The sequence below is a fragment of the Defluviimonas aquaemixtae genome (assembly GCF_900302475.1).
In the GTDB taxonomy this organism is placed as follows: Bacteria; Pseudomonadota; Alphaproteobacteria; order Rhodobacterales; family Rhodobacteraceae; genus Albidovulum; species Albidovulum aquaemixtae.
In genome coordinates this window covers 120954-138185 of record NZ_OMOQ01000001.1, presented here as the reverse complement: position 1 = coordinate 138185, position 17232 = coordinate 120954, and the positions used below count along the sequence as shown (strand labels likewise).

Sequence of the window (17232 nt, the reverse complement as noted above, 5' to 3'; positions counted from 1 at the left end):
CCTCAGTCGGCGTAAAGGTGCTCGGCCGCGGCGATCTCTTCGGCCGCAGGTTCTGGAATAGACAGAAACGCCGCCAGAGGCACGGTGTTTTCGGACGGCGTGGCCCACTCTCTTATGCGGTGGAGGTTGGCGAAATTCGCATCCCGGATCATGTCTCCCTCGTGGCGAAGGTCGTAGCGGATGGTCGGCAGAAGGCGCGCCAGTGTCTCAGCGCCGGTCTGCTCACCGGCCAGTCCCACGCGTTTCGCATGGCCAGTGAGATAGTCGTCCGAATATGTACACTCGACCAGCAACAATCGCGTCGTCGCCCGGTCCGAGCAGAAATCGCGCATCAGGTCGACATTCGCCGGGTCCATGCAGATCAAGAGTCGGTCAGTCTTGTGGTAGTCGAACAGCATCCGCATGAGCGCCCGCCGGTGGCGCGCACGCTTCTCGAGCGTGGACTGAATACCGCCCAAGTCCGGCAGCTCCGTCGCCTCCTCGTCGAAGAGGTATTCGACAACCGGCACGTTGGTCGCCCGCCGCGCGTGCTCTGCCAGCCGCTTGGCCACGTGCCATTTCTTGCAGACCACGATCAGCAGCTCGCGCTCGCGCCCGAGGCTCGCCTCCGTTTCCCAGAACCGGGGCGCGAAGCGGCGTCCTTGGCGGCCCTTGCCGGTCAGGAACTTGTATAGCCCGCGCCCCTCGTTCGAAATCTCGAACCGGACGCCCTTGGAGGCGTAAAGATCGCCGAGCCGCGCCTTGAGCCGCCGGGCCTCGGGGCTGATCTTGCGGGCGAAGAGGAAATCCTGGCTCAGAAGCAGGTCGTAGTGGTCGTTATAGAACGTGACCGGCATCCCGTAGTCGGAGAACATCAGGAACGTCAGCGTCCGCGACCGGATCTCGGGTTCGGGCACGAGATGCCGCACGAGTGTCTGAAAGAAGGTCTCGTCCGGAATCCAGGTCGTGCGGAAGAAACGCATCACGTCGCGCCGCTCGCGCGAGAATTCCATGATCGCCTCGATCGTACGGCGTCTCAGGCACCACCACTGCGATCCGATCATCATTTGGAGGTCGGCGGGAATGTCCCGCGTCCAGCCCAGCCGTTTCTGAAGGTTGAACCAGCCGTAGAAGAGCCGCTTCTGGCTGCGTTCGTTGAAGGGATGGCGGTAGATCAGTCGTTCTTCCTTCATACCGGTCTTGATCCAGTCCGAGTCGAAGAAATCGAAGCTCTCGACAAAGTCGCAATCCTGGGCATCGAGGAAACCGTGCGCGTACTCGGCCGACTTCACCGCCATGCAGTCGCCCGAAAGCATGTAGAAATGCGTTGCGTCGGGAAAGGCCTCCAGCACCCGTTCGACCGCGTTCAGCGTGGCCTGAACCAGACTCCACTCTCCCCAGCCGCACTTGACGCGCCGGCGGGCGAACGCGACGTTGGGGTTGGCGTCGAGGGCTGCCCGGATGCGCTGATAGTCCTTGGGCCTGGCGCGGGCGTCGAAATGGATCGCCATGCAATCGCCCGCTGCCGTCAGGCGCTCCGCCTGGCGGATGATCCCCTCCGGGTCCTTGTGGCACAGCAATATGAAGGCAATCTTCGCCATGGCACAAACCAACTACACAACATTTAGTGGATTGTTTAGAGAAATAGCGATAACGGCCGTTGAAATGACGGGATTTCCTTGCACTGTTGTTCCGAAATCATGTGTGAAGTGCAGCAAGTAGCGTACCTGTGGAGTTGAGCAGATGGGTTTCCCCGGAACCTGGATGACCGAAAGCCAAAGCGTGGTCTACCGCGTCGTGCCGAAATGCGCGTGTTCGACGATCGGGCAGGTCATGTTCTATTCCGATCACGGCCGCTTCTTCGACGGTGACATCCACGACGCGACCGAGGGCCTGCACAAATGGTCGCAAGAGCGCAGCCAACCGCTGATCGAGGCGAACGTGAAGGGCCACAAGAGCTATTCCTTCACCTGCGTGCGCAATCCCTACACGCGGATCCTGTCCTCGTTCTTCGACAAGATCTGCGGCATCCAGCGGAACGGCAAACGCTACCGCGGAAACCTCGTTCCGCTGTTGATCCAGAAATACGGGATCGAGGTCGGCGACCCCGAGAACGGCTTCGAATTCGACCAGATCAAATCCTTCCGCCGGTTCCTCCTTTTCGCCCGCGACACGATCCGCTGGCGCCGTCCGATGGAGCCCGACATCCACTGGTCCGCGATGTCCGGCCACATCTCGACCTTCATCGTGAACGGCGGGCGCTACGACCACATCTTCTTCACCGAGAAGTTCAACGAAGGCATTCAGGTCGTCCTCGACGCGATTGAGACGCCGAAGAAGGTGAATCTGAAGAAGATCCCGCGCTTCAACGAAAGCGAAGGCCACGGGCCGAAGCGCGCCCATCCGGTCGAGGACTATTTCGACGATCTCTCGATGCACCTCGTCTACGAGATCTACAAGCGCGACTTCCAGCTCTTCCACTACGATTTCGAGAATCCGGCCAACAAGATGCCCCTGGGCGAGATCGATCTCGACGAGGTTCACGCCAAGCTCGGAGAGTAGAATGGCCGGCTATTCCGGCACACCGCTTGCTAAGAAGCTCGGGCTGAAGCAGGGGATGCGCACGGCGGTACTCAACCCACCTTGGCCCTATGCCAAGACACTCGGCCTCGACGAGGTCCCGGCCGTGATCGCGGCAGAGACCGCCCTGCCCGAGGAGCTAGATTTCGTTCATCTCTTCACGCCCCGCCATGCCGAACTCGACCGGCGTCTCGCTGAGGCGCGGCGCACCCTCGCGCCGGCGGGCATGGTCTGGGTCAGCTGGCCCAAGAAGGCGTCCGGCCTCCCGTCCGAGATCACCGAGGACACGGTGCGCGACATCGCCTTGCCCCTCGGCCTCGTCGACGTGAAGGTCTGCGCGGTCGACGAGGTCTGGTCGGGCCTGAAGCTCGTGATCCGCAAGGAACTGCGCTGACCCGCCGCAGCGTCTGCCAGGGGCCCTGCAAGTGTCGCCCAAGCCGGATGGCGGTCAGATCAGGCCGTGCGCGCGGAACAGCGCCTTGACGTCGGTATCGGGCCGCGCACCGAAATGGCTGATGACCTCGGCCGCCGCGACGCAGCCCATCCGGCCCGCTGTCGCGAGCGTCTGCCCGGTGGCAAGCCCGTAGAGGAAGCCCGCCGCGAACTGGTCGCCCGCGCCGGTCGCATCGACAGGCACGACACGATGCACCGGCACGTCGGCGCGCTCGCCGCCCCGCAGAATGATGACATCAGCGCCCGACCGGGTGCAGACGACTGTCGGACATTCGGACCGCGCCTGTGCCAGCGCCTCGTTTAGGTCCTCGGTCTGGTAAAGCGCCTCCCACTCGTGCTGATTGCCGATGACATAGTCCATCTCGTCCTTCACCAGACGGCGGAAATCGTCGCGGTGGCGGTCCACGCAGAACGGGTCGGACAGCGCGACACCCGCCTTGCCGCCGCCCTTGTGGCAAGCCGCAGCGGCCTTGTGGAACGCCTCCTTTCCCTTGTCCTTGTCGAAGAGATAGCCTTCGAGAAAGAGATAGTCGGTCTTACCCGCAATGCCGTCGGACACGTCCTCGGGCCCCAGATCGGCCGAGATGCCGAGATAGGTATTCATCGACCGCTCGCCGTCGGGCGTGACGAAGATCATCGACCGCGAGGTCGGAAGATCGTCCCCATTCACCGGCGGGTTCGGGAAGTCCGTACCCTCAGCCGTCAGCGACTTCTGGAAGAAGCGCCCCAAGGCGTCGTCCCGGACCCGTCCGATGAAGGCCGACTTCAGACCGAGGTTCCCGAGTCCGGCAACCGTGTTGCCGACCGATCCGCCGGGCGCCTGCGTCCTGTCCTTCATCGCGGCATAGAGCATCTCGCCCCGCTCACGCTCGACGAGCTGCATGATCCCCTTCTGAATCCCCATGAGATCGAGGAAGCTCTCGTCGGTCTGGCTCAGCACGTCGACAATCGCGTTGCCGATGCCCACCACCTGATAGCGGTCGGTCAAAACGTCTTCTCCTCGTAGGGGCACAGGTCACGGATGAGGCACGCGCCGCATTTCGGCTTGCGCGCCACGCAGATGTAGCGGCCGTGCAGGATCAGCCAGTGATGGGCGTGCAGCTGGAACTCGACGGGCACGTTGTCCTCGATCGCGCGCTCGACGACCTCGACGGTCTTGCCGGCGGCGATGCCGGTCCGGTTCCCGACCCGGAATATATGCGTGTCGACAGCTTGGGCGGGATGACGGAACCACATGTTCAGGACGACATTGGCCGTCTTGCGCCCCACACCCGGCAGCGTCACCAGCGCGGCGCGCGACGACGGTACCTTGCCGCCGTACTGCTCGTGCAGGATGCGGCTGAGCTTCAGGACGTTCTTCGCCTTCTGCCGGAAAAGCCCGATGGTCTTGATGTAGTCCGTCAGACCTTCCTCGCCGAGCGCCAGCATCTTTTCCGGCGTGTCGGCAATCTTGAAGAGCGTCCGCGTCGCCTTGTTGACGCCGGCATCGGTGGCCTGCGCCGACAGCGCGACGGCGACGAGCAGGGTGAAAGCGTTGAGATGTTCGAGCTCACCCTTCGGCTCCGGCTCGGACTCGCGGAACCGGGCGAAGATCTGCCACATCGTGTGATAGTCGAGTTGGCGCGCCATGCCCGCCGGTATGCCCCGCCGTGCACGCACGCGCAAGCGCCCACGCTTTAGGGAAAATTCGACACAACCGGCGCGCCAACATTAACCAAGCATTCGGCACTTGCGGCAAACCTGTACCGGATACCCGGAGGCAGCATGGCGACCTATCACTCCTTTGGATGCACCGCAAAGATGCTCGTCCCCAGACCGATGGCTGACTCCTTCGCGCTGTCGCCCGACCATGTTCCGTCAACCGGCAGGACCCTCGTCACCCGTGCGGATGGCGCCATTCTTCACGGCGAAGGGAACCGTGACGGGCGCGGCGCCGCCACGAACCGAACAGCCGGCAACGAGGCCCGGACAGCCTCCGGCTTCGCCGCCGGAACCCTGATCGCGACGGCCCGCGGCGAGATTGCGGCCGATAGATTGCGGGTGGGGGATCGGGTCTTCACGCTTGACGGCGGCTACCAGCCGGTGCTGTGGGCAGACGGCTTCGAGTTGAACGGATCGTGCGAGGAGATCGAGTTTCCACCGGGCAGCCTCGGCGAAGGTCCGTCCTCCCGACCGCTCACGGTCACTTTGGGCCACCGGGTGCTTCTGAGAGGCGCGCGCCTCTCCCTTCTCTTCGGCGAAAGCGAGGGGCTGGCGGAGGCCGGCGATTTCACGCCGCGGACCGGCGTCTTCCGCCGTCCGACGGCGGCCGACGTGCGCTTTCACCAGATCCTCCTGCCGAGACACGAAATCATCCTCGCCAACGGAGTTCTCAGCGAAAGTCTCTTTGCCGGGGCCGCGAGCATGGCGGCCCAGCCCGACCCGGTTCGCCGCCAGATCCTGGCACTTGCCGGCGACGGCCACCGCGAATCCGCGCGGCTCTGTTTGACACGCTGTGAAACCGCGCTGGCGCTCGACGACACCTCCGCCGATGACCTCGCCGCCGCCTGACCGCTGAAAAGCGCAGCTTCCGGGTCGCGGGTGAGCGCGGCCTGTCCTATCTTCTGATCAAGGAGACAGGACATGATGAACGAATCCATCGGACACGGCTACCACTACGGTGTTATCGCCCGCGCCCTGAAACTTATCGAAGACGAAGGCGGCCCCGGCCTCGCGCTTGAGGATCTTGCTGCCAAGCTCTCGATGAGTCCCGCGCATTTCCAGCGCGTCTTCTCGCGCTGGGTAGGGGTCTCGCCGAAGCGTTATCAGCAGTATCTCACCATCGACCTCGCCAAGCGGCTGCTGTCCGAACGGCACACGCTTCTCGATGCGGCCGCCGAGGCGGGCCTTTCGGGCACCGGACGGCTCCACGATCTTTTCCTCAGATGGGAAGCGATGAGCCCTGGTGAGTACGCCCGCGCGGGCGAGGGGCTGAAGATCCACTACGGCTGGTTCGATACGCCCTTCGGCGAGGCGCTCGCCATGGGCACCGACCGCGGCCTCTGCGGGCTGGCCTTCGCCGAGGACTGCGGACGCGACCATGCCTTCGCCGACCTGGCCGGGCGCTGGCCGCTGGCGGCCTTCGAACAAGCGCCGGACCAGATCGCGCCCTGGGTCGAGGCTGCGCTTGCCCAGAAGGGCGAGACGCGGCTCCACATGATCGGTGCCCCGTTCCAGATCAAGGTCTGGGAGGCCCTGCTCGCCATCCCATCGGGTCATGTCACGACCTATTCCGACATTGCCCGCGCGATTGGAAATCCGCGCGCCGTCCGCGCCGTTGGCACCGCCGTGGGCCGCAACCCGGTCAGCTGGCTTATCCCCTGCCACCGGGCGCTTCGGAAGTCCGGCGGGCTTGGCGGCTATCACTGGGGCCTGCCGGTCAAACGCGCGCTCCTCGCATGGGAGGCCGCGCGTGCGGACGCCGGTTGAGACTCGGGCCGATGGGCTGCCTTAGATGCGCAAAATATCGCCGGAACTAAAAAAGGGATCGGGTGTTATTGCCTAACAGGGGATAATCTCCGACCAACGCATCTGGATCACAAATCGGAGCAGCATTTATGCGCATCACGAACCTCCTTCTGGCCGGTTCCGCCTCGGCCCTGCTACTCGCGGCCTGTACGCCCGTCGACGCCCCCACCACCACGCCGAACCAGCGCACCAAGGAAGGCGCGCTGACCGGCGCTGGGATCGGCGCGCTCGCCGGCGTTCTGACCGGCGAGGGCGGCAAGGACAAGCTTGACCGCGCCGTTGTGGGCGCCGTCGCCGGCGGACTCATCGGTGGGGCGGTCGGCGCCAACCTTGACCGCCAGGCAGCCGACCTGCAGGCTCGAATCAGCGACAGCCGCATCCGTATCATCAACGAAGGCAACCAGCTGCGCGTGGTGATGCCCGAGGGCATACTCTTCGCCACCGACAGCGCCGCCGTGCAGCCTTCGATCCAGAACGACCTCTTTGCGGTCGCCGACAACCTCAACCGCTACCCGAACACCCGGGTGGAGATCGTAGGCCACACCGATAATACCGGCTCGGCGTCCTACAACCAGGACCTGTCGGAGCGCCGCGCAGCGGCCGTCGCCGCACTTCTGCGGAATGCCGGCGTTTCGGGAGCGCGCATCGTCTCTTACGGGCGCGGCGAGTCGATGCCGACCGCGTCCAACCTGACGCCCGAAGGCCGTCAGCAGAATCGCCGCGTCGAGATTCTGATCATCCCCACGGGCTGATCGCCCACAGATCGCGGTATGGGAGGGCCGGGCCACTTCGCCCGGCCTTTTTACGTTGTCAACGTGGACAAGTGGTCATACATCTTGACCAATTCGACGAGGATGAGGATGCCGTTCCGCAAGATCGTCCCGGAAAAGCTGTCGCACAGCGTGCGTCGGCAGATCGAGTCGCTGATACTGCAGGGCATCCTGCGTCCCGGTGAGCGACTGCCATCTGAACGCGAACTTTCCGAACGTCTCGGCGTCTCGCGTCCCTCGCTCAGGGACGCGGTGTCGGAACTCGAGGAGGCGGGGCTTCTGACCGCACGAGCGGGCGCAGGCATATTCGTCGCCGAGGTCTTGGGTTCGGCCTTCTCTCCCGCGCTTGTCCAGCTTTTCGCGAGCCACGAAGAGGCGGTCTTCGACTATCTCGACTTCCGCCGCGACCTCGAAGGGCTCGCCGCCGAGCGCGCAGCCCAGCTCGGATCGGATACCGATCTGCAGGTAATCGACGCGATCTTTGCAAAGATGGAAGCCGCGCATCTGAAGCGCAACCCCGAGGACGAGGCACGGCTCGACGCCGAGTTTCACATGGCGATCATCGAGGCGAGCCACAACGTGGTCATGCTGCACATGATGCGGTCGATGTTCGACCTCCTGCGCCGGGGCGTGTTCTACAACCGCCAGGTCATGTTCCGCCAGAAGATGACGCGCGGCGCGCTGCTCGACCAGCACCGGGCGATCAACACCGCCCTGCAGGCGCGCGACCCGGCGGGCGCCCGCGCCGCGGTGGAGGCGCATCTCAGCTTCGTGCGCCACGCACTCGAGGCCGAGATGAAGGCGGGCCGAAATGAAGACGTAGCGCGCCTGCGCTTCGAAAGCGAGATGCGGCGCTGATCGTGCTCGCAGCGGTGCGTGAAAGCCGGAAGAACGGATCGCAACCGGTGCAGCACGGCGGTCGACCGAATGCGGCCCCTGAGAAAGAAAAGCCCGGCGCGGGGGCCGGGCTCTCAATTCGCTTCCGTACGAGAGGTCAGTGCAGTTTCGCCCCGACCTCACTGATCGCAGCGTCGGTCAACTTGCCGCGCTCGGCCGCCGTCATCTTGGCGGCGATCAGTTCGCCCGCCGCGGCCACCGCGATGCTGACCGCACGATCGCGGACCTCGCGCACCGCCGCCGCCTCCGCCGAGGCGATCTGGTCCTCGGCCGCGGCAAGCCGCCGGGTGATCGAGGCCTGAAGGTCTTCCTTGGCCTGCTCGGCGGCCGCCAGCGCCTCGCGCTTGGCGGTCTCGACGATGCGGTCGGCCTGCTCCTTCACTTCCTTGTGCTTGCGCTCGTAGGACGCGAGGATCGAGCGTGCCTCGTCATGCAGCGCGCGGGCCTCGTCGAGATCGGCCTTGATCCCGGCCGCGCGCTTGTCGAGCAGTCCGGCCAGAAGCGTCGGCACCTTCAGGTAGACAAGTACGCCGACGAATAGCAGGAAGGAGATCGTCACCACGAAATCGGTGTTCCTGAGCGAGAAGAACGGCCCGGTCGCCGCCATGGCCGGCGTCGCGGCAAGGCCGAGAAGGAATGCGATACGCTTCATGTCCCTACCCTTTCAGCCGCGCGTTGATGGCCGAGGTGATCGCCTTTGCGTCGGCCTTGCCGCCGAACGCGGCGAGGATCTCGGCAGTCGTGGCCTTGGCGACCTCGGTCACGTTCTCGGCCGCATGCGCCCGAATCTCCTCAACACGCTTCGTGGATTCCGCAGCCCTCGCGGCGATTTCTGCATCCGCCTTCGCGGTCGCCTTGTCGAGATCCGCCTGAATCTCGAGACGCGCCTCGGCGACGATCCTGTTCGCCTCGCTCCGCGCGTCGATCAGCGCCTGATTGTAGGTCTTCTCGGCCTCACCGGCCTTCACCTTCAGCTCTTCGGCCGCGGCGATGTCGTTGGTGATCGTCGATTGGCGGTCGGCGATAATGCCTCCGATCCTCGGCAGCGCGATGCGCGAGAGGATGAAATAGATCACGAACAGCGCGACCACGAGCCAGAAGATCTGGTTCGGAAACGACGCGAAGTCGAGCTGCGGCATGCCCACGGCTTCGGTCGCGTGCCCTGCAGCTTCGGTGGCCGTCCCGGCCGCCTCTTCTGTGGTGTTTGCCATCTCGGCCCCCTCGATACCGGTTATACAACCCGGATGGGCGCATGGGCACCCATCCGGCCGTAAGGATGGTCAGTCGAGGCTCAGAGGGCGAACATCAACAGAAGCGCGACGAGGAACGAGAAGATCCCCAGGGCTTCCGCGAACGCGATACCGATGAACATCGTGGCGGTCTGGCCGGCAGCCGCCGACGGATTGCGCAGCGCGCCCGACAGGAAGTTTCCGACGACGTGGCCCACGCCGACGGCGGCGCCGCCCATGCCGGTACAGGCCATGCCCGCACCGATGAGTTTGCCGAGAGCGGTTGCTGCTTCGATTTCCATATTGATCTCCTTACGGTTTGAACTTTTTGAAGCTGGGGACGCGTCCCGTCCTCAGTGATGCGGATGAAGCGCATCCTTGAGGTAGACGCAGGTCAGGATGGTGAAGACATAGGCCTGGATGAAGGCCACCAGCACTTCGAGCGCATAGATCGCCGTGATGGCCAGGATTGATAGCGGCGTCACGGCAAGCCCGATGCCCGAGATCAGGATCAGGGGCGCGAAGGCGGCGAACACCTTGATCACCGCGTGGCCGGCCATCATGTTGCCGGCAAGTCGGATCGAGTGGCTGACCGGGCGCACGAAGTAGGAAATCACCTCGATCAGCGCCAGGATCGGGCGCAGCGGCAAGGGCGCGCTCGAGATCCAGAAGAGGCTGAGAAAGCCCATGCCATGCTTCACGAAGCCGAGAATCGTAACGGTCAGGAAGACCGCCATCGCGAGAATCGCGGTGACTGCGATGTGGCTCGTCGTCGTGAAGGCCGCCGGCAGGAGGCCGAGGAAGTTTGAGAACACGATGAAGACGAAGACGGTGAAGATGTAGGGGAAGTACTTCAGCGCGTCCTTGCCGGCCACGTCCTCCACCATCTTGTGAATGAAGCCGTAGGCGAGTTCGGCGATCGACTGGATCCGGCTCGGCACTATCGCGCGGCCGCGCGTCCCGAGGACGAAGAGCGCGGCGATGCAGAGCACCGTGATCGCCATCCAGAGCGTCACGTTTGTAGGTGTGACCATGCCGACCGTGTCGCCGCCGAAGAGCGGCTTGACGATGAACTGATCCATCGGGTGGAACGCCAGACCTTCGCTTTGCTCTTCCGTCGCCACGTCTATTCCCCTTCGTCCCGGGCGGAGCGATCCGCCTGCGTGTCGCCCTGGATCTCCTTGGCGGTGCGAAGCATCGTCTTCACTCCGGCCGCGAAGCCCAGCAATATGAACAGCACCAGAAATACGGGCAGGGTTCCGAAGAACCAGTCGAGCCCGTACCCGATGCCGAAGCCGATGGCCAGACCGGACACCAACTCGATCACCATCCGCCAGCCTTGGCTCGCGGCGGAGTAATGCTCCTCCTTGGGGGGCTTCGGCGCGCTCGCCCGCTTCGCTTCGGCGAGCCGGTCCTCAAGCGCCTTCAGGCGGTCGGGATCGGGCTCGTCTGACATGGCGGATGCCCCCTCGGACAGTCGTGCGATTGCTAGAGCGATGGGCGCTTCGTGTCAATCCGCGTGCGGCACGAGTTGATGCACGCCAAACCATTGAGCAAGAACGGATTTTCAGATTCCGCTTTCCACAGCGACTGTGCGCAGCACCCCGTATCTGGCGATTTCGCGGCCTACGGGCATATTCAACCGCATGGTTGACAATCAGCGCGCCGCCGCCTTTCCGGCCCACCGCAAGAGCCGCGCGTCGATCAGGACCAGGCCAAGAAGTATGAGCGCCATCCCCGTGAGATGGGCAGCGAGCATGCGCTCGCCGAGGACCCAGGCGCCGAGCATCACCGCCGAGACCGGCGCAATGAACGTCGCCGTCGATGTCGTCGTTGCCCCCGCCCTTGGCAGGAGCCAGTAGAAGGTGATGAACGCCGCAGAGGTAAGCACGAAGCCGATCATGGCGAGCGAGGCCCAGGTCTCCGCCCGGGTCACGACCGGCAAGCCTTCGAGGCCAAGCGCGACCGGCGCCACCGCGAGCGTCGCACCGGTCAGCGACCAGGTCGCGATGACGGCCGGCGCGACCGCGCCGAACCGGCGGGCGAAATTCGCGGCCACGCCGTAGCAAAGCGGCGCCGCCAGGGCGGTCAGGATCGCCCAGAACTCGGCCCCCGCGCCCGCGCCGAGCACCGGCGAGGTCAGGACCGCGATGCCCGCAAAGCCCGAGACGACCCCGGCCGATTTGGCCCAGCTTGCGCGTTCGCCTCCCTGCCAGAAATGGGACACGATGACGACCATGACCGGGGTCATCGCGTTGATGATGCCCGCGACGCCGCTCGGAATGTGCTGCTGGCTCAGGGGATAGAGCGAGAAGGGCATCGCGAAGAACACCGTGCCGAGCAGGAAGAGGCCGAAGACCGTCCGCACTGGAAGCCGTGCGCTTGTGCCCGACAGGACAAGCCAGGCCCAGCAGCCGGCCGCGCCGAAGCCCACCCGGCCAAGCCCGACGGTGAAAGGCCCGAGTTCCGCCAGCAGGATCTCGTTGAAGAGGAACGACGACCCCCAACCGATCCCGATCAGAAAGATCAGCGCCCAGTAACCGAGCGGCATGGCTTCTCCTTTCTACCGCGCGCATTGGACGTTGCCGGGTGGCGCGCGTCCACCCGAATCCTGCGCTCTTTCACGGTTCTTCGTGGGATCCGTCATCACGGAGCGTGATGACTGGCACAGCTTCCGCATCGGACCGCATCGGGATAATGTCGGGCGTATGAACCTCGACACGATCTTCGCCGCCCTCGCGGACCCGACGCGGCGGGCGATCCTGACCATGCTTCTCGAAGACGACATGGCGGTGACCGACGTGGCCGAGCCGTTCGACATGTCCCTCGCCGCAATCTCCAAGCATCTCGTCGTCCTGGCCGAAGCCGGACTGATCAGCCAGGAGAAGCGCGGTAGGGTCAAGTGGTGCAAGCTCGAGCCGGACGCGATGCGCGCGGCGACCGTCTGGATCCAGGGCTTCGGGCAGTTCGAACCGGTCGACTTCGACGCGTTCGAACGCTTCCTCGCGACGGAGCTTCCGGCCCCTGAATGATCACCCCTGCAATTTCATCGCTGAAATACCTCCGCCGGAGACAAACCGCACGAAGTGCAGGAAGGCTTGCGCCATAGGCGCTCAATCGGATTGCGTCGACGGGTCCGCCGCGGGCTCCTCGTCCTTCAAAAGCATCAGCAGCGCTAGGGCGGTCAACCCGACCCCCACCACGATCAATAAGGGCGGCGGCGGCTCGTTCAGCGCGATCTGCCATAGGATCACCCAGGACGGCGTCAGGTAGGTGTAGGCCATAACCTTGGCCGACGGCAGCCTGAGCGTGGCGTATTGCAGAAGGACGAAGGTCGTCGCGCTCGCGAAGATGGCGGTGTATGCGAGGGTGAGCCACACGATCGACGGCAGCGCCGTCCAGTCGGTCGCCCGGATCGCGCCCCAGCCATAGGCCGTGAGCACCACTGAGCCTGCGACCAGCACGCCGAAGCTGAAGACCGTGGCGCTTTCGCCCCGGTTCAGCCGCCGCACGAGCGGCGTGTAAACGGCATGGGCCACGCAGCCGAGAAAGTAGATGGCCTCGCCCCGCCCGATCTCGAGTCTCAGAAACGCGCCGAGATCGGCGCGGAAGATCACCCAGAGCGCGCCCGCCGCCCCAATGGCAAGCGCCGCCGCGATGCGCGGCGTCGTGATCTGGCGCAAGAGCACCCAGCCGAAGGCGGCAGACAGGACCGGGGTCAGCGTGAACACGGCGGCGGCCGAAACCGGCGGCGCGGTCTTCAGCCCCTCGAACATCAGGACGAAATAGGCCCCAAAGATCGCGCCCAGAACCGCATAGCGCCACGGCGCGGCCAGCGCCGTCCGCGGCACGCCGCCCGTCGCCGCGGCCATCGCGCCGACGATCACCCCCGCCAACACGAAGCGCAGCGCCGTGAACGCCACCGGCGAGACGAAGTTCGCCATCTGCGCCCCGAGCGAGAAGGACCCCGCGACGAGCGCCGAGAAGATAAGCATCGCGACATGCCCGCGCGCGGCCTGGCTCATCGCCTCAGCACATGCCGCAATCGCGCATGTCGTCCTTCAGCGCCTTGAGGAAGAGCTGGATCCGCGGCGTGCGGTGCAGATCGACATGGGTGACGAGCCACAGCGCGCTGTCCCATTCGCTCCGCCGCGGCAGCGCCTCGACGAGCGTCGGCTCGCGCGCCGCCAGGTGGAGCGCCACGAAGCCCAGCCCCGCCCCCTCGAGAACGGCGTGCCGCAGCGCCTCGCCTTCGTTGCTGCGGTAGATGATGGCTTCGGCCGGCACGCGCTGCGTGAGCCAGCGATAGAACGGCGCGCGGCTTTCCGGATCGGCGGGGCCGACGAAGCGATGGCGGGCGACGTCCTCCTCGCTCTCGGGCAGGCCGTTCCGGTCGACATAGCCCTGCGAGGCGTAAAGCCCGAACTTCTGCGTGCAGAAGGACTGGACGACGTTGTCGGGCTCCTGCGGCCGTCCGCCCGCGCGGATCGCGACATGCGCCTCGCCGTATTCCAGCCGGAAGAGCCGCGCGTCCGAGACGTAGCGGACCCTGAGTTCGGGATAGGCCGCGGCGAGGCGGACGAGCGTCGGCGTCAGAAGGTCGGCAAGCCCAGGCAGCGAGGTCACGACCAGCTCACCCGACACCTCGGTCGCCGCCCCGGTAATGCGCGCGGCGAGATGGGCGAACTGGTCCTCGGTCGCCTGCGCGACTTTCAGAAGCTCCTGCCCCGCCTCGGTCGCCGTGTAGCCCCGCGCGTGGCGCTGGAAGAGCTTGGCGCCGAGCCGCCCCTCGAGCGCGTCGATATGGCGGATCACCGTGGCGTGGTGGACGCCGAGCACCTCTGCGGCGCCGGATACGGTGCCGATCCGCGCAACTTGATACGCTGTCCGAATCTCGTCCCAGTTCTCCATACCGAATATCCTTGATCGCGCGCACGCCACTGTCCAGACACCTGTCGTCGAGCCTGTGCGCAAATGAACAGGAGCCTGTGCAGACAAGCCGCTTTGCAGGCAATGGTGATTCGATATACCTTGGCGCGTCGATTTTGCTGGGCCCACGCATTTACCGGGGCACCGCCAAAATAGACGAGTTGTATTCGTATCAATTGTATTTCGCGCGGGTTCGTCCCGCATCACACTACATTTTTACTTGAGGATAAACCAATGATTGCGAAGCAAGCATTCTCCATACTGTTCATTGCAATTGCCGCGCCAGCTTTCGCTGATGGCAGAACCCAGCTTGAGCGTTCGGCCGGCGTCGAGGCGGGCATGTACAGTCTCAGTGAGCTTGGCGAAATCGCGTCGGCCGAAGAGGCCAACGACGCGGCTCGTCTGAAGAGCTTCCTCGGTGGGTCTGGGCACACCGTGTCCCGCACCCAGTTCGCACCGCATGTCGACACGATCGAGGATCGTGGAAGCAAGGGTTCGGATCGCTGAGCGGCGTCCGATAAGGCCGGTCGCTTTCGCGCCGGTTTGAAGACTGGGGCGCGCAACATTCGTTGCGCGCCCATCTCGTTCCCTCTGCGGCCGCGTCGTAGGCACGGCGCGCGGACGATGTTCCTACGGCTGTCATATAAGCCTTTGGTAAGAAACGCCTTCCCAGCTGATGACCAAAATTGGCCATGCCAGAAACGACGTGTCGGCAATCAAGAACGCTCACGCATTTGTAATGTGCAGAGATGAACACAGGCCAGTCAATTTCGCCCGTTTTCAGGGATACCTCCGCTCCCCATCTCTCACTCCATGGACGCCAAGGACCACCCAGCCCAAAGGCGCCAGGCCGGACATTCGGCCGCAACCCCGCGGGAGCTCCCCCCGCACCACAATAGGAAGACAACGATGATTAAGAACCTGACTATTTCAACGCTCGCCCTCTTCATCGCCGCCCCGGCTTTCGCCGCTACCCAGGCCGAACGTTCGGTGGGTGTTGAATCGGGCGTTTACACGCTCAGCCAGATCGCCGACATCGCCGGCGCAGAAAGGGCGAACGAAGCGGCCCGCCTGAAGAGCTTCTACACCAGCTCTGGCAGCGACGTTTCGCGTGCCGCTTTCTCCGCCACGGCGACGCCTGTCACAGATCGCGGCAATCAGAGCTCGGACCGCTGAGACGTTCACGCCGGTCGAACCGGCGCTCCATGACCAAATGCGCGCAGCTCCGGCTGCGCGCGTTTTTTTTGTAGGTCCGAAGCGGCCCCGGTTTGCTCTGACGAACCGGGATAGCGGCGCATCGCGCAGTGCGCGCACCTTGACTCGCGCAAGCAGCCGGGAACTCGCCTAGGGCTCAGATCGGTCAGGCATCTTGCAACCCAGCAATACCCACGATCCGAGGCATGATCCAAGACCACGAAGCGCAGGCTCCACGCAGAAGCCGCTCGGGTTTCAGGTGATTTCCTCCGCATGTTCGCTGCTGACTCGGTGGCGGCTCCGATTTGGAATTCGCAATGCCCAATTCTCATGTCGTTCCTCTCGCGAATAAGTGTGCGATGGCGCGCAGAAGATACAATATTCTAGCATATTTTACTTCTGTACGCACAGACTACATTCCCTGCATCATCGCACGCAGGAGCCACCAAATGACCCACATCCTCCGCATCGAGACCTCCATCAAGGGCGAGGCCTCAGTTTCCCGCAAGCTCACCGACCGCGTCGTCTCGCGCCTTACTGCATCTCATGCCGGTGCCACCGTCACGACCCGCGACCTCGCGCCCGGCGTGCCCCAAATCGACGGAAGCTGGATGAGCGCCGTCTACACCCCTGCCGGATCCCGCACGCCCGACCAGGCGAAGATCGCCGGCTATTCGGACGCGCTTCTCGACGAAGTGAAGGCTGCCGATGTCCTCGTCATCGCCCTGCCGGTCTACAATTTCGGCCTGCCCGCGCAGCTGAAAAGCTGGATCGACCACCTCGCGCGGAAGGGCGAGACCTTCAACTACACCGAAACCGGCCCCGTCGGTCTCCTGAAGAACAAGCGCGCCATCGTCGCCTTGTCCTCGGACGGCACCAAGATGGGCTCCGAGATCGACTTCGCCTCGGGCTACCTGCGCCATATGCTCGGCTTCTTCGGCATCACCGATGTCGAATTCGTCGCCGCCGACCAGATGGTCTTCGACCCCGAAGCCACGCTGACCCGCGCCGAGGCCGAGATCGACCGGCTCGCCGCTTGATCATGTGCGCCGCTTCCGCCTACCGGCGGAAGCGGCCCGTCACGGCTGCACGACAGTCAGCCCGAGTAGCCGCCAACTCTGCATTCCGCCGCGGTAATAGCGGATGCGCTCGGGCGGGTAGCCGAGCGAGATCATTACGCGGATCGCCGAAGGCGACTGCCCGCACCACAGCCCATTGCAAAACAGCGCGACCTCCTTCGCTCCGGCGCAGTCCCAGCCCTCGAAATCCGGTTCGCAGCCGAGATCGCCCAGCTGGTCGCCGATCTCGTTGTAGGGAATGTTGACCGCGCCGGGGATCGTGCCGCCCTCGAACCAGTCGCGCGTGCGGCTGTCGATCACCACCGCTTCGCCGCCTTCCAGGAGGTCGAGCAGTTCCAACTCCCCTATCGTGGTCACGCCCTCGGCAGGCGTCATCGGCTGGATGCAGAACGGCGGGCATTCGCGCGAGGTCAGCGCCCAGTCGCCTTCCAGCTTCGCCTCCGGGTTCTGATCGCGGCTGATCTCCACCGGCCCGTCCGGGGTTGCGACCGTCACGGTGGGCCGGTCGGACGCTATGCCGACCTTGATCTCCTCCGCCGCCGCCGCCCCCGCCGCGAGAAGCGACGCGATCACCGTGAGGGTCCGTCCAAACGCCATGCCTACCTCCCGCACTGC

22 protein-coding genes are annotated in these 17232 nt (G+C 64.6%); 10 read left to right on the top strand and 12 right to left on the bottom strand.

The genetic code is table 11. The annotated features are described in order from the left end of the window. Positions 1-2: 2 nt before the first annotated feature. The gene (locus DEA8626_RS00830; protein ID WP_108851185.1) at positions 3-1580 is read right to left on the bottom strand and encodes a DUF5928 domain-containing protein; all 1578 of its coding nucleotides are present in this window, start codon (positions 1578-1580) and stop codon (positions 3-5) included. 142 nt (positions 1581-1722) lie between these two features. Here DEA8626_RS00830 and DEA8626_RS00825 point away from each other — a divergent pair, with 142 nt between their 5' ends. Further along, positions 1723-2541 carry a sulfotransferase family protein gene (locus DEA8626_RS00825; RefSeq protein ID WP_108851184.1) on the top strand — a complete coding sequence of 273 codons (819 nt, stop codon included), beginning with the start codon at positions 1723-1725 and terminating at the stop codon, positions 2539-2541. A 1-nt stretch (position 2542) separates the two neighbouring features. Further along, positions 2543-2953: a DUF3052 family protein gene (locus DEA8626_RS00820; RefSeq protein ID WP_108851183.1), complete on the top strand. Its 411-nt coding sequence runs from the start codon at positions 2543-2545 to the stop codon at positions 2951-2953. 54 nt (positions 2954-3007) lie between these two features. Here the strand turns inward: DEA8626_RS00820 and DEA8626_RS00815 are convergent, their stop codons facing one another. Both DEA8626_RS00815 and nth read right to left on the bottom strand, forming a co-directional pair. Continuing rightward, on the bottom strand, positions 3008-4000 hold the full coding sequence (locus DEA8626_RS00815) for an adenosine kinase (protein WP_245890664.1): 993 nt from the start codon (positions 3998-4000) through the stop codon (positions 3008-3010). Beyond that, positions 3997-4641 (bottom strand): endonuclease III, encoded by a 645-nt coding sequence (nth, locus tag DEA8626_RS00810; RefSeq protein ID WP_108851182.1) that lies wholly within the window; start codon positions 4639-4641, stop codon positions 3997-3999. The genes DEA8626_RS00815 and nth overlap by 4 nt, the downstream gene beginning before the upstream one ends. 135 nt (positions 4642-4776) lie before the next feature. Between nth and DEA8626_RS00805 the strand changes: the two genes are divergently transcribed. The 4 genes from DEA8626_RS00805 to DEA8626_RS00790 all read left to right on the top strand — a co-directional run bounded on the left by DEA8626_RS00805 (position 4777) and on the right by DEA8626_RS00790 (position 8147). Beyond that, positions 4777-5562 carry a Hint domain-containing protein gene (locus DEA8626_RS00805; protein WP_108851181.1) on the top strand — a complete coding sequence of 262 codons (786 nt, stop codon included), beginning with the start codon at positions 4777-4779 and terminating at the stop codon, positions 5560-5562. Between the two features lie 75 nt (positions 5563-5637). Next, complete coding sequence (locus DEA8626_RS00800; RefSeq protein ID WP_108853253.1) at positions 5638-6480, top strand: methylated-DNA--[protein]-cysteine S-methyltransferase; 843 nt, start codon at positions 5638-5640, stop codon at positions 6478-6480. Between the two features lie 128 nt (positions 6481-6608). Then, positions 6609-7271 carry a YiaD family glycine zipper/OmpA-like lipoprotein gene (locus DEA8626_RS00795; protein ID WP_108851180.1) on the top strand — a complete coding sequence of 221 codons (663 nt, stop codon included), beginning with the start codon at positions 6609-6611 and terminating at the stop codon, positions 7269-7271. Between the two features lie 108 nt (positions 7272-7379). Beyond that, positions 7380-8147 carry a FadR/GntR family transcriptional regulator gene (locus DEA8626_RS00790; protein ID WP_108851179.1) on the top strand — a complete coding sequence of 256 codons (768 nt, stop codon included), beginning with the start codon at positions 7380-7382 and terminating at the stop codon, positions 8145-8147. Positions 8148-8283: 136 nt separating this feature from the next. Here DEA8626_RS00790 and DEA8626_RS00785 read toward each other — a convergent pair whose 3' ends face one another. From DEA8626_RS00785 to DEA8626_RS00760, 6 genes are all read right to left on the bottom strand, one after another. Then, entirely contained in the window at positions 8284-8838 is a 555-nt protein-coding gene (locus tag DEA8626_RS00785; protein ID WP_108851178.1) for a F0F1 ATP synthase subunit B, read from the bottom strand. Positions 8839-8842: 4 nt separating this feature from the next. Next, on the bottom strand, positions 8843-9397 hold the full coding sequence (locus tag DEA8626_RS00780; RefSeq protein ID WP_108851177.1) for a F0F1 ATP synthase subunit B': 555 nt from the start codon (positions 9395-9397) through the stop codon (positions 8843-8845). A gap of 80 nt (positions 9398-9477) precedes the next feature. Beyond that, entirely contained in the window at positions 9478-9717 is a 240-nt protein-coding gene (locus tag DEA8626_RS00775) for a F0F1 ATP synthase subunit C (protein WP_108851176.1), read from the bottom strand. 51 nt (positions 9718-9768) lie between these two features. After that, entirely contained in the window at positions 9769-10539 is a 771-nt protein-coding gene (locus DEA8626_RS00770) for a F0F1 ATP synthase subunit A (protein WP_108851175.1), read from the bottom strand. Between the two features lie 2 nt (positions 10540-10541). Then, positions 10542-10871 (bottom strand): AtpZ/AtpI family protein, encoded by a 330-nt coding sequence (locus tag DEA8626_RS00765; RefSeq protein ID WP_108851174.1) that lies wholly within the window; start codon positions 10869-10871, stop codon positions 10542-10544. A gap of 201 nt (positions 10872-11072) precedes the next feature. Then, positions 11073-11966, bottom strand: a complete 894-nt coding sequence (locus DEA8626_RS00760; RefSeq protein WP_108851173.1) for a DMT family transporter — start codon at positions 11964-11966, stop codon at positions 11073-11075. 157 nt (positions 11967-12123) lie between these two features. Between DEA8626_RS00760 and DEA8626_RS00755 the strand changes: the two genes are divergently transcribed. Continuing rightward, positions 12124-12447, top strand: coding sequence for an ArsR/SmtB family transcription factor (locus tag DEA8626_RS00755; protein WP_108851172.1), 324 nt, complete (start codon positions 12124-12126; stop codon positions 12445-12447). Between the two features lie 81 nt (positions 12448-12528). On the opposite strand, the gene DEA8626_RS00750 is transcribed toward DEA8626_RS00755, so the two are convergent. Together DEA8626_RS00750 and DEA8626_RS00745 are read right to left on the bottom strand one after the other, a co-directional pair. Then, positions 12529-13440 carry a DMT family transporter gene (locus tag DEA8626_RS00750; RefSeq protein WP_108851171.1) on the bottom strand — a complete coding sequence of 304 codons (912 nt, stop codon included), beginning with the start codon at positions 13438-13440 and terminating at the stop codon, positions 12529-12531. A 4-nt stretch (positions 13441-13444) separates the two neighbouring features. Next, a complete protein-coding gene (locus DEA8626_RS00745; protein WP_108851170.1) occupies positions 13445-14326 on the bottom strand; it encodes a LysR family transcriptional regulator in 882 nt (293 codons plus the stop codon). Positions 14327-14578: 252 nt separating this feature from the next. On the opposite strand from DEA8626_RS00745, the gene DEA8626_RS00740 reads away from it, so the two are divergent. The 3 genes from DEA8626_RS00740 (at position 14579) to DEA8626_RS00730 (ending at position 16578) form a co-directional block, all read left to right on the top strand. Further along, positions 14579-14851 carry a hypothetical protein gene (locus DEA8626_RS00740; protein WP_108851169.1) on the top strand — a complete coding sequence of 91 codons (273 nt, stop codon included), beginning with the start codon at positions 14579-14581 and terminating at the stop codon, positions 14849-14851. A gap of 402 nt (positions 14852-15253) precedes the next feature. Beyond that, positions 15254-15520 carry a hypothetical protein gene (locus DEA8626_RS00735; protein ID WP_108851168.1) on the top strand — a complete coding sequence of 89 codons (267 nt, stop codon included), beginning with the start codon at positions 15254-15256 and terminating at the stop codon, positions 15518-15520. 467 nt (positions 15521-15987) lie between these two features. Then, positions 15988-16578: an FMN-dependent NADH-azoreductase gene (locus tag DEA8626_RS00730; RefSeq protein WP_108851167.1), complete on the top strand. Its 591-nt coding sequence runs from the start codon at positions 15988-15990 to the stop codon at positions 16576-16578. A 39-nt stretch (positions 16579-16617) separates the two neighbouring features. On the opposite strand, the gene DEA8626_RS00725 is transcribed toward DEA8626_RS00730, so the two are convergent. After that, positions 16618-17214 carry a rhodanese-like domain-containing protein gene (locus DEA8626_RS00725; RefSeq protein ID WP_108851166.1) on the bottom strand — a complete coding sequence of 199 codons (597 nt, stop codon included), beginning with the start codon at positions 17212-17214 and terminating at the stop codon, positions 16618-16620. Positions 17215-17232 lie beyond the last annotated feature (18 nt).

What these genes read in the sequence shown, in the direction of transcription:
- DEA8626_RS00830 (WP_108851185.1), bottom strand. Translation starts at nt 1,580, where the DNA reads ATGGCGAAGATTGCCTTCATATTGCTGTGCCACAAGGACCCGGAGGGG.
- DEA8626_RS00825 (WP_108851184.1), top strand. Translation starts at nt 1,723, where the DNA reads ATGGGTTTCCCCGGAACCTGGATGACCGAAAGCCAAAGCGTGGTCTAC.
- DEA8626_RS00820 (WP_108851183.1), top strand. Translation starts at nt 2,543, where the DNA reads ATGGCCGGCTATTCCGGCACACCGCTTGCTAAGAAGCTCGGGCTGAAG.
- nth (WP_108851182.1), bottom strand. Translation starts at nt 4,641, where the DNA reads ATGGCGCGCCAACTCGACTATCACACGATGTGGCAGATCTTCGCCCGG.
- DEA8626_RS00805 (WP_108851181.1), top strand. Translation starts at nt 4,777, where the DNA reads ATGGCGACCTATCACTCCTTTGGATGCACCGCAAAGATGCTCGTCCCC.
- DEA8626_RS00800 (WP_108853253.1), top strand. Translation starts at nt 5,638, where the DNA reads ATGAACGAATCCATCGGACACGGCTACCACTACGGTGTTATCGCCCGC.
- DEA8626_RS00795 (WP_108851180.1), top strand. Translation starts at nt 6,609, where the DNA reads ATGCGCATCACGAACCTCCTTCTGGCCGGTTCCGCCTCGGCCCTGCTA.
- DEA8626_RS00790 (WP_108851179.1), top strand. Translation starts at nt 7,380, where the DNA reads ATGCCGTTCCGCAAGATCGTCCCGGAAAAGCTGTCGCACAGCGTGCGT.
- DEA8626_RS00785 (WP_108851178.1), bottom strand. Translation starts at nt 8,838, where the DNA reads ATGAAGCGTATCGCATTCCTTCTCGGCCTTGCCGCGACGCCGGCCATG.
- DEA8626_RS00780 (WP_108851177.1), bottom strand. Translation starts at nt 9,397, where the DNA reads ATGGCAAACACCACAGAAGAGGCGGCCGGGACGGCCACCGAAGCTGCA.
- DEA8626_RS00775 (WP_108851176.1), bottom strand. Translation starts at nt 9,717, where the DNA reads ATGGAAATCGAAGCAGCAACCGCTCTCGGCAAACTCATCGGTGCGGGC.
- DEA8626_RS00765 (WP_108851174.1), bottom strand. Translation starts at nt 10,871, where the DNA reads ATGTCAGACGAGCCCGATCCCGACCGCCTGAAGGCGCTTGAGGACCGG.
- DEA8626_RS00760 (WP_108851173.1), bottom strand. Translation starts at nt 11,966, where the DNA reads ATGCCGCTCGGTTACTGGGCGCTGATCTTTCTGATCGGGATCGGTTGG.
- DEA8626_RS00755 (WP_108851172.1), top strand. Translation starts at nt 12,124, where the DNA reads ATGAACCTCGACACGATCTTCGCCGCCCTCGCGGACCCGACGCGGCGG.
- DEA8626_RS00750 (WP_108851171.1), bottom strand. Translation starts at nt 13,440, where the DNA reads ATGAGCCAGGCCGCGCGCGGGCATGTCGCGATGCTTATCTTCTCGGCG.
- DEA8626_RS00745 (WP_108851170.1), bottom strand. Translation starts at nt 14,326, where the DNA reads ATGGAGAACTGGGACGAGATTCGGACAGCGTATCAAGTTGCGCGGATC.
- DEA8626_RS00740 (WP_108851169.1), top strand. Translation starts at nt 14,579, where the DNA reads ATGATTGCGAAGCAAGCATTCTCCATACTGTTCATTGCAATTGCCGCG.
- DEA8626_RS00735 (WP_108851168.1), top strand. Translation starts at nt 15,254, where the DNA reads ATGATTAAGAACCTGACTATTTCAACGCTCGCCCTCTTCATCGCCGCC.
- DEA8626_RS00730 (WP_108851167.1), top strand. Translation starts at nt 15,988, where the DNA reads ATGACCCACATCCTCCGCATCGAGACCTCCATCAAGGGCGAGGCCTCA.
- DEA8626_RS00725 (WP_108851166.1), bottom strand. Translation starts at nt 17,214, where the DNA reads ATGGCGTTTGGACGGACCCTCACGGTGATCGCGTCGCTTCTCGCGGCG.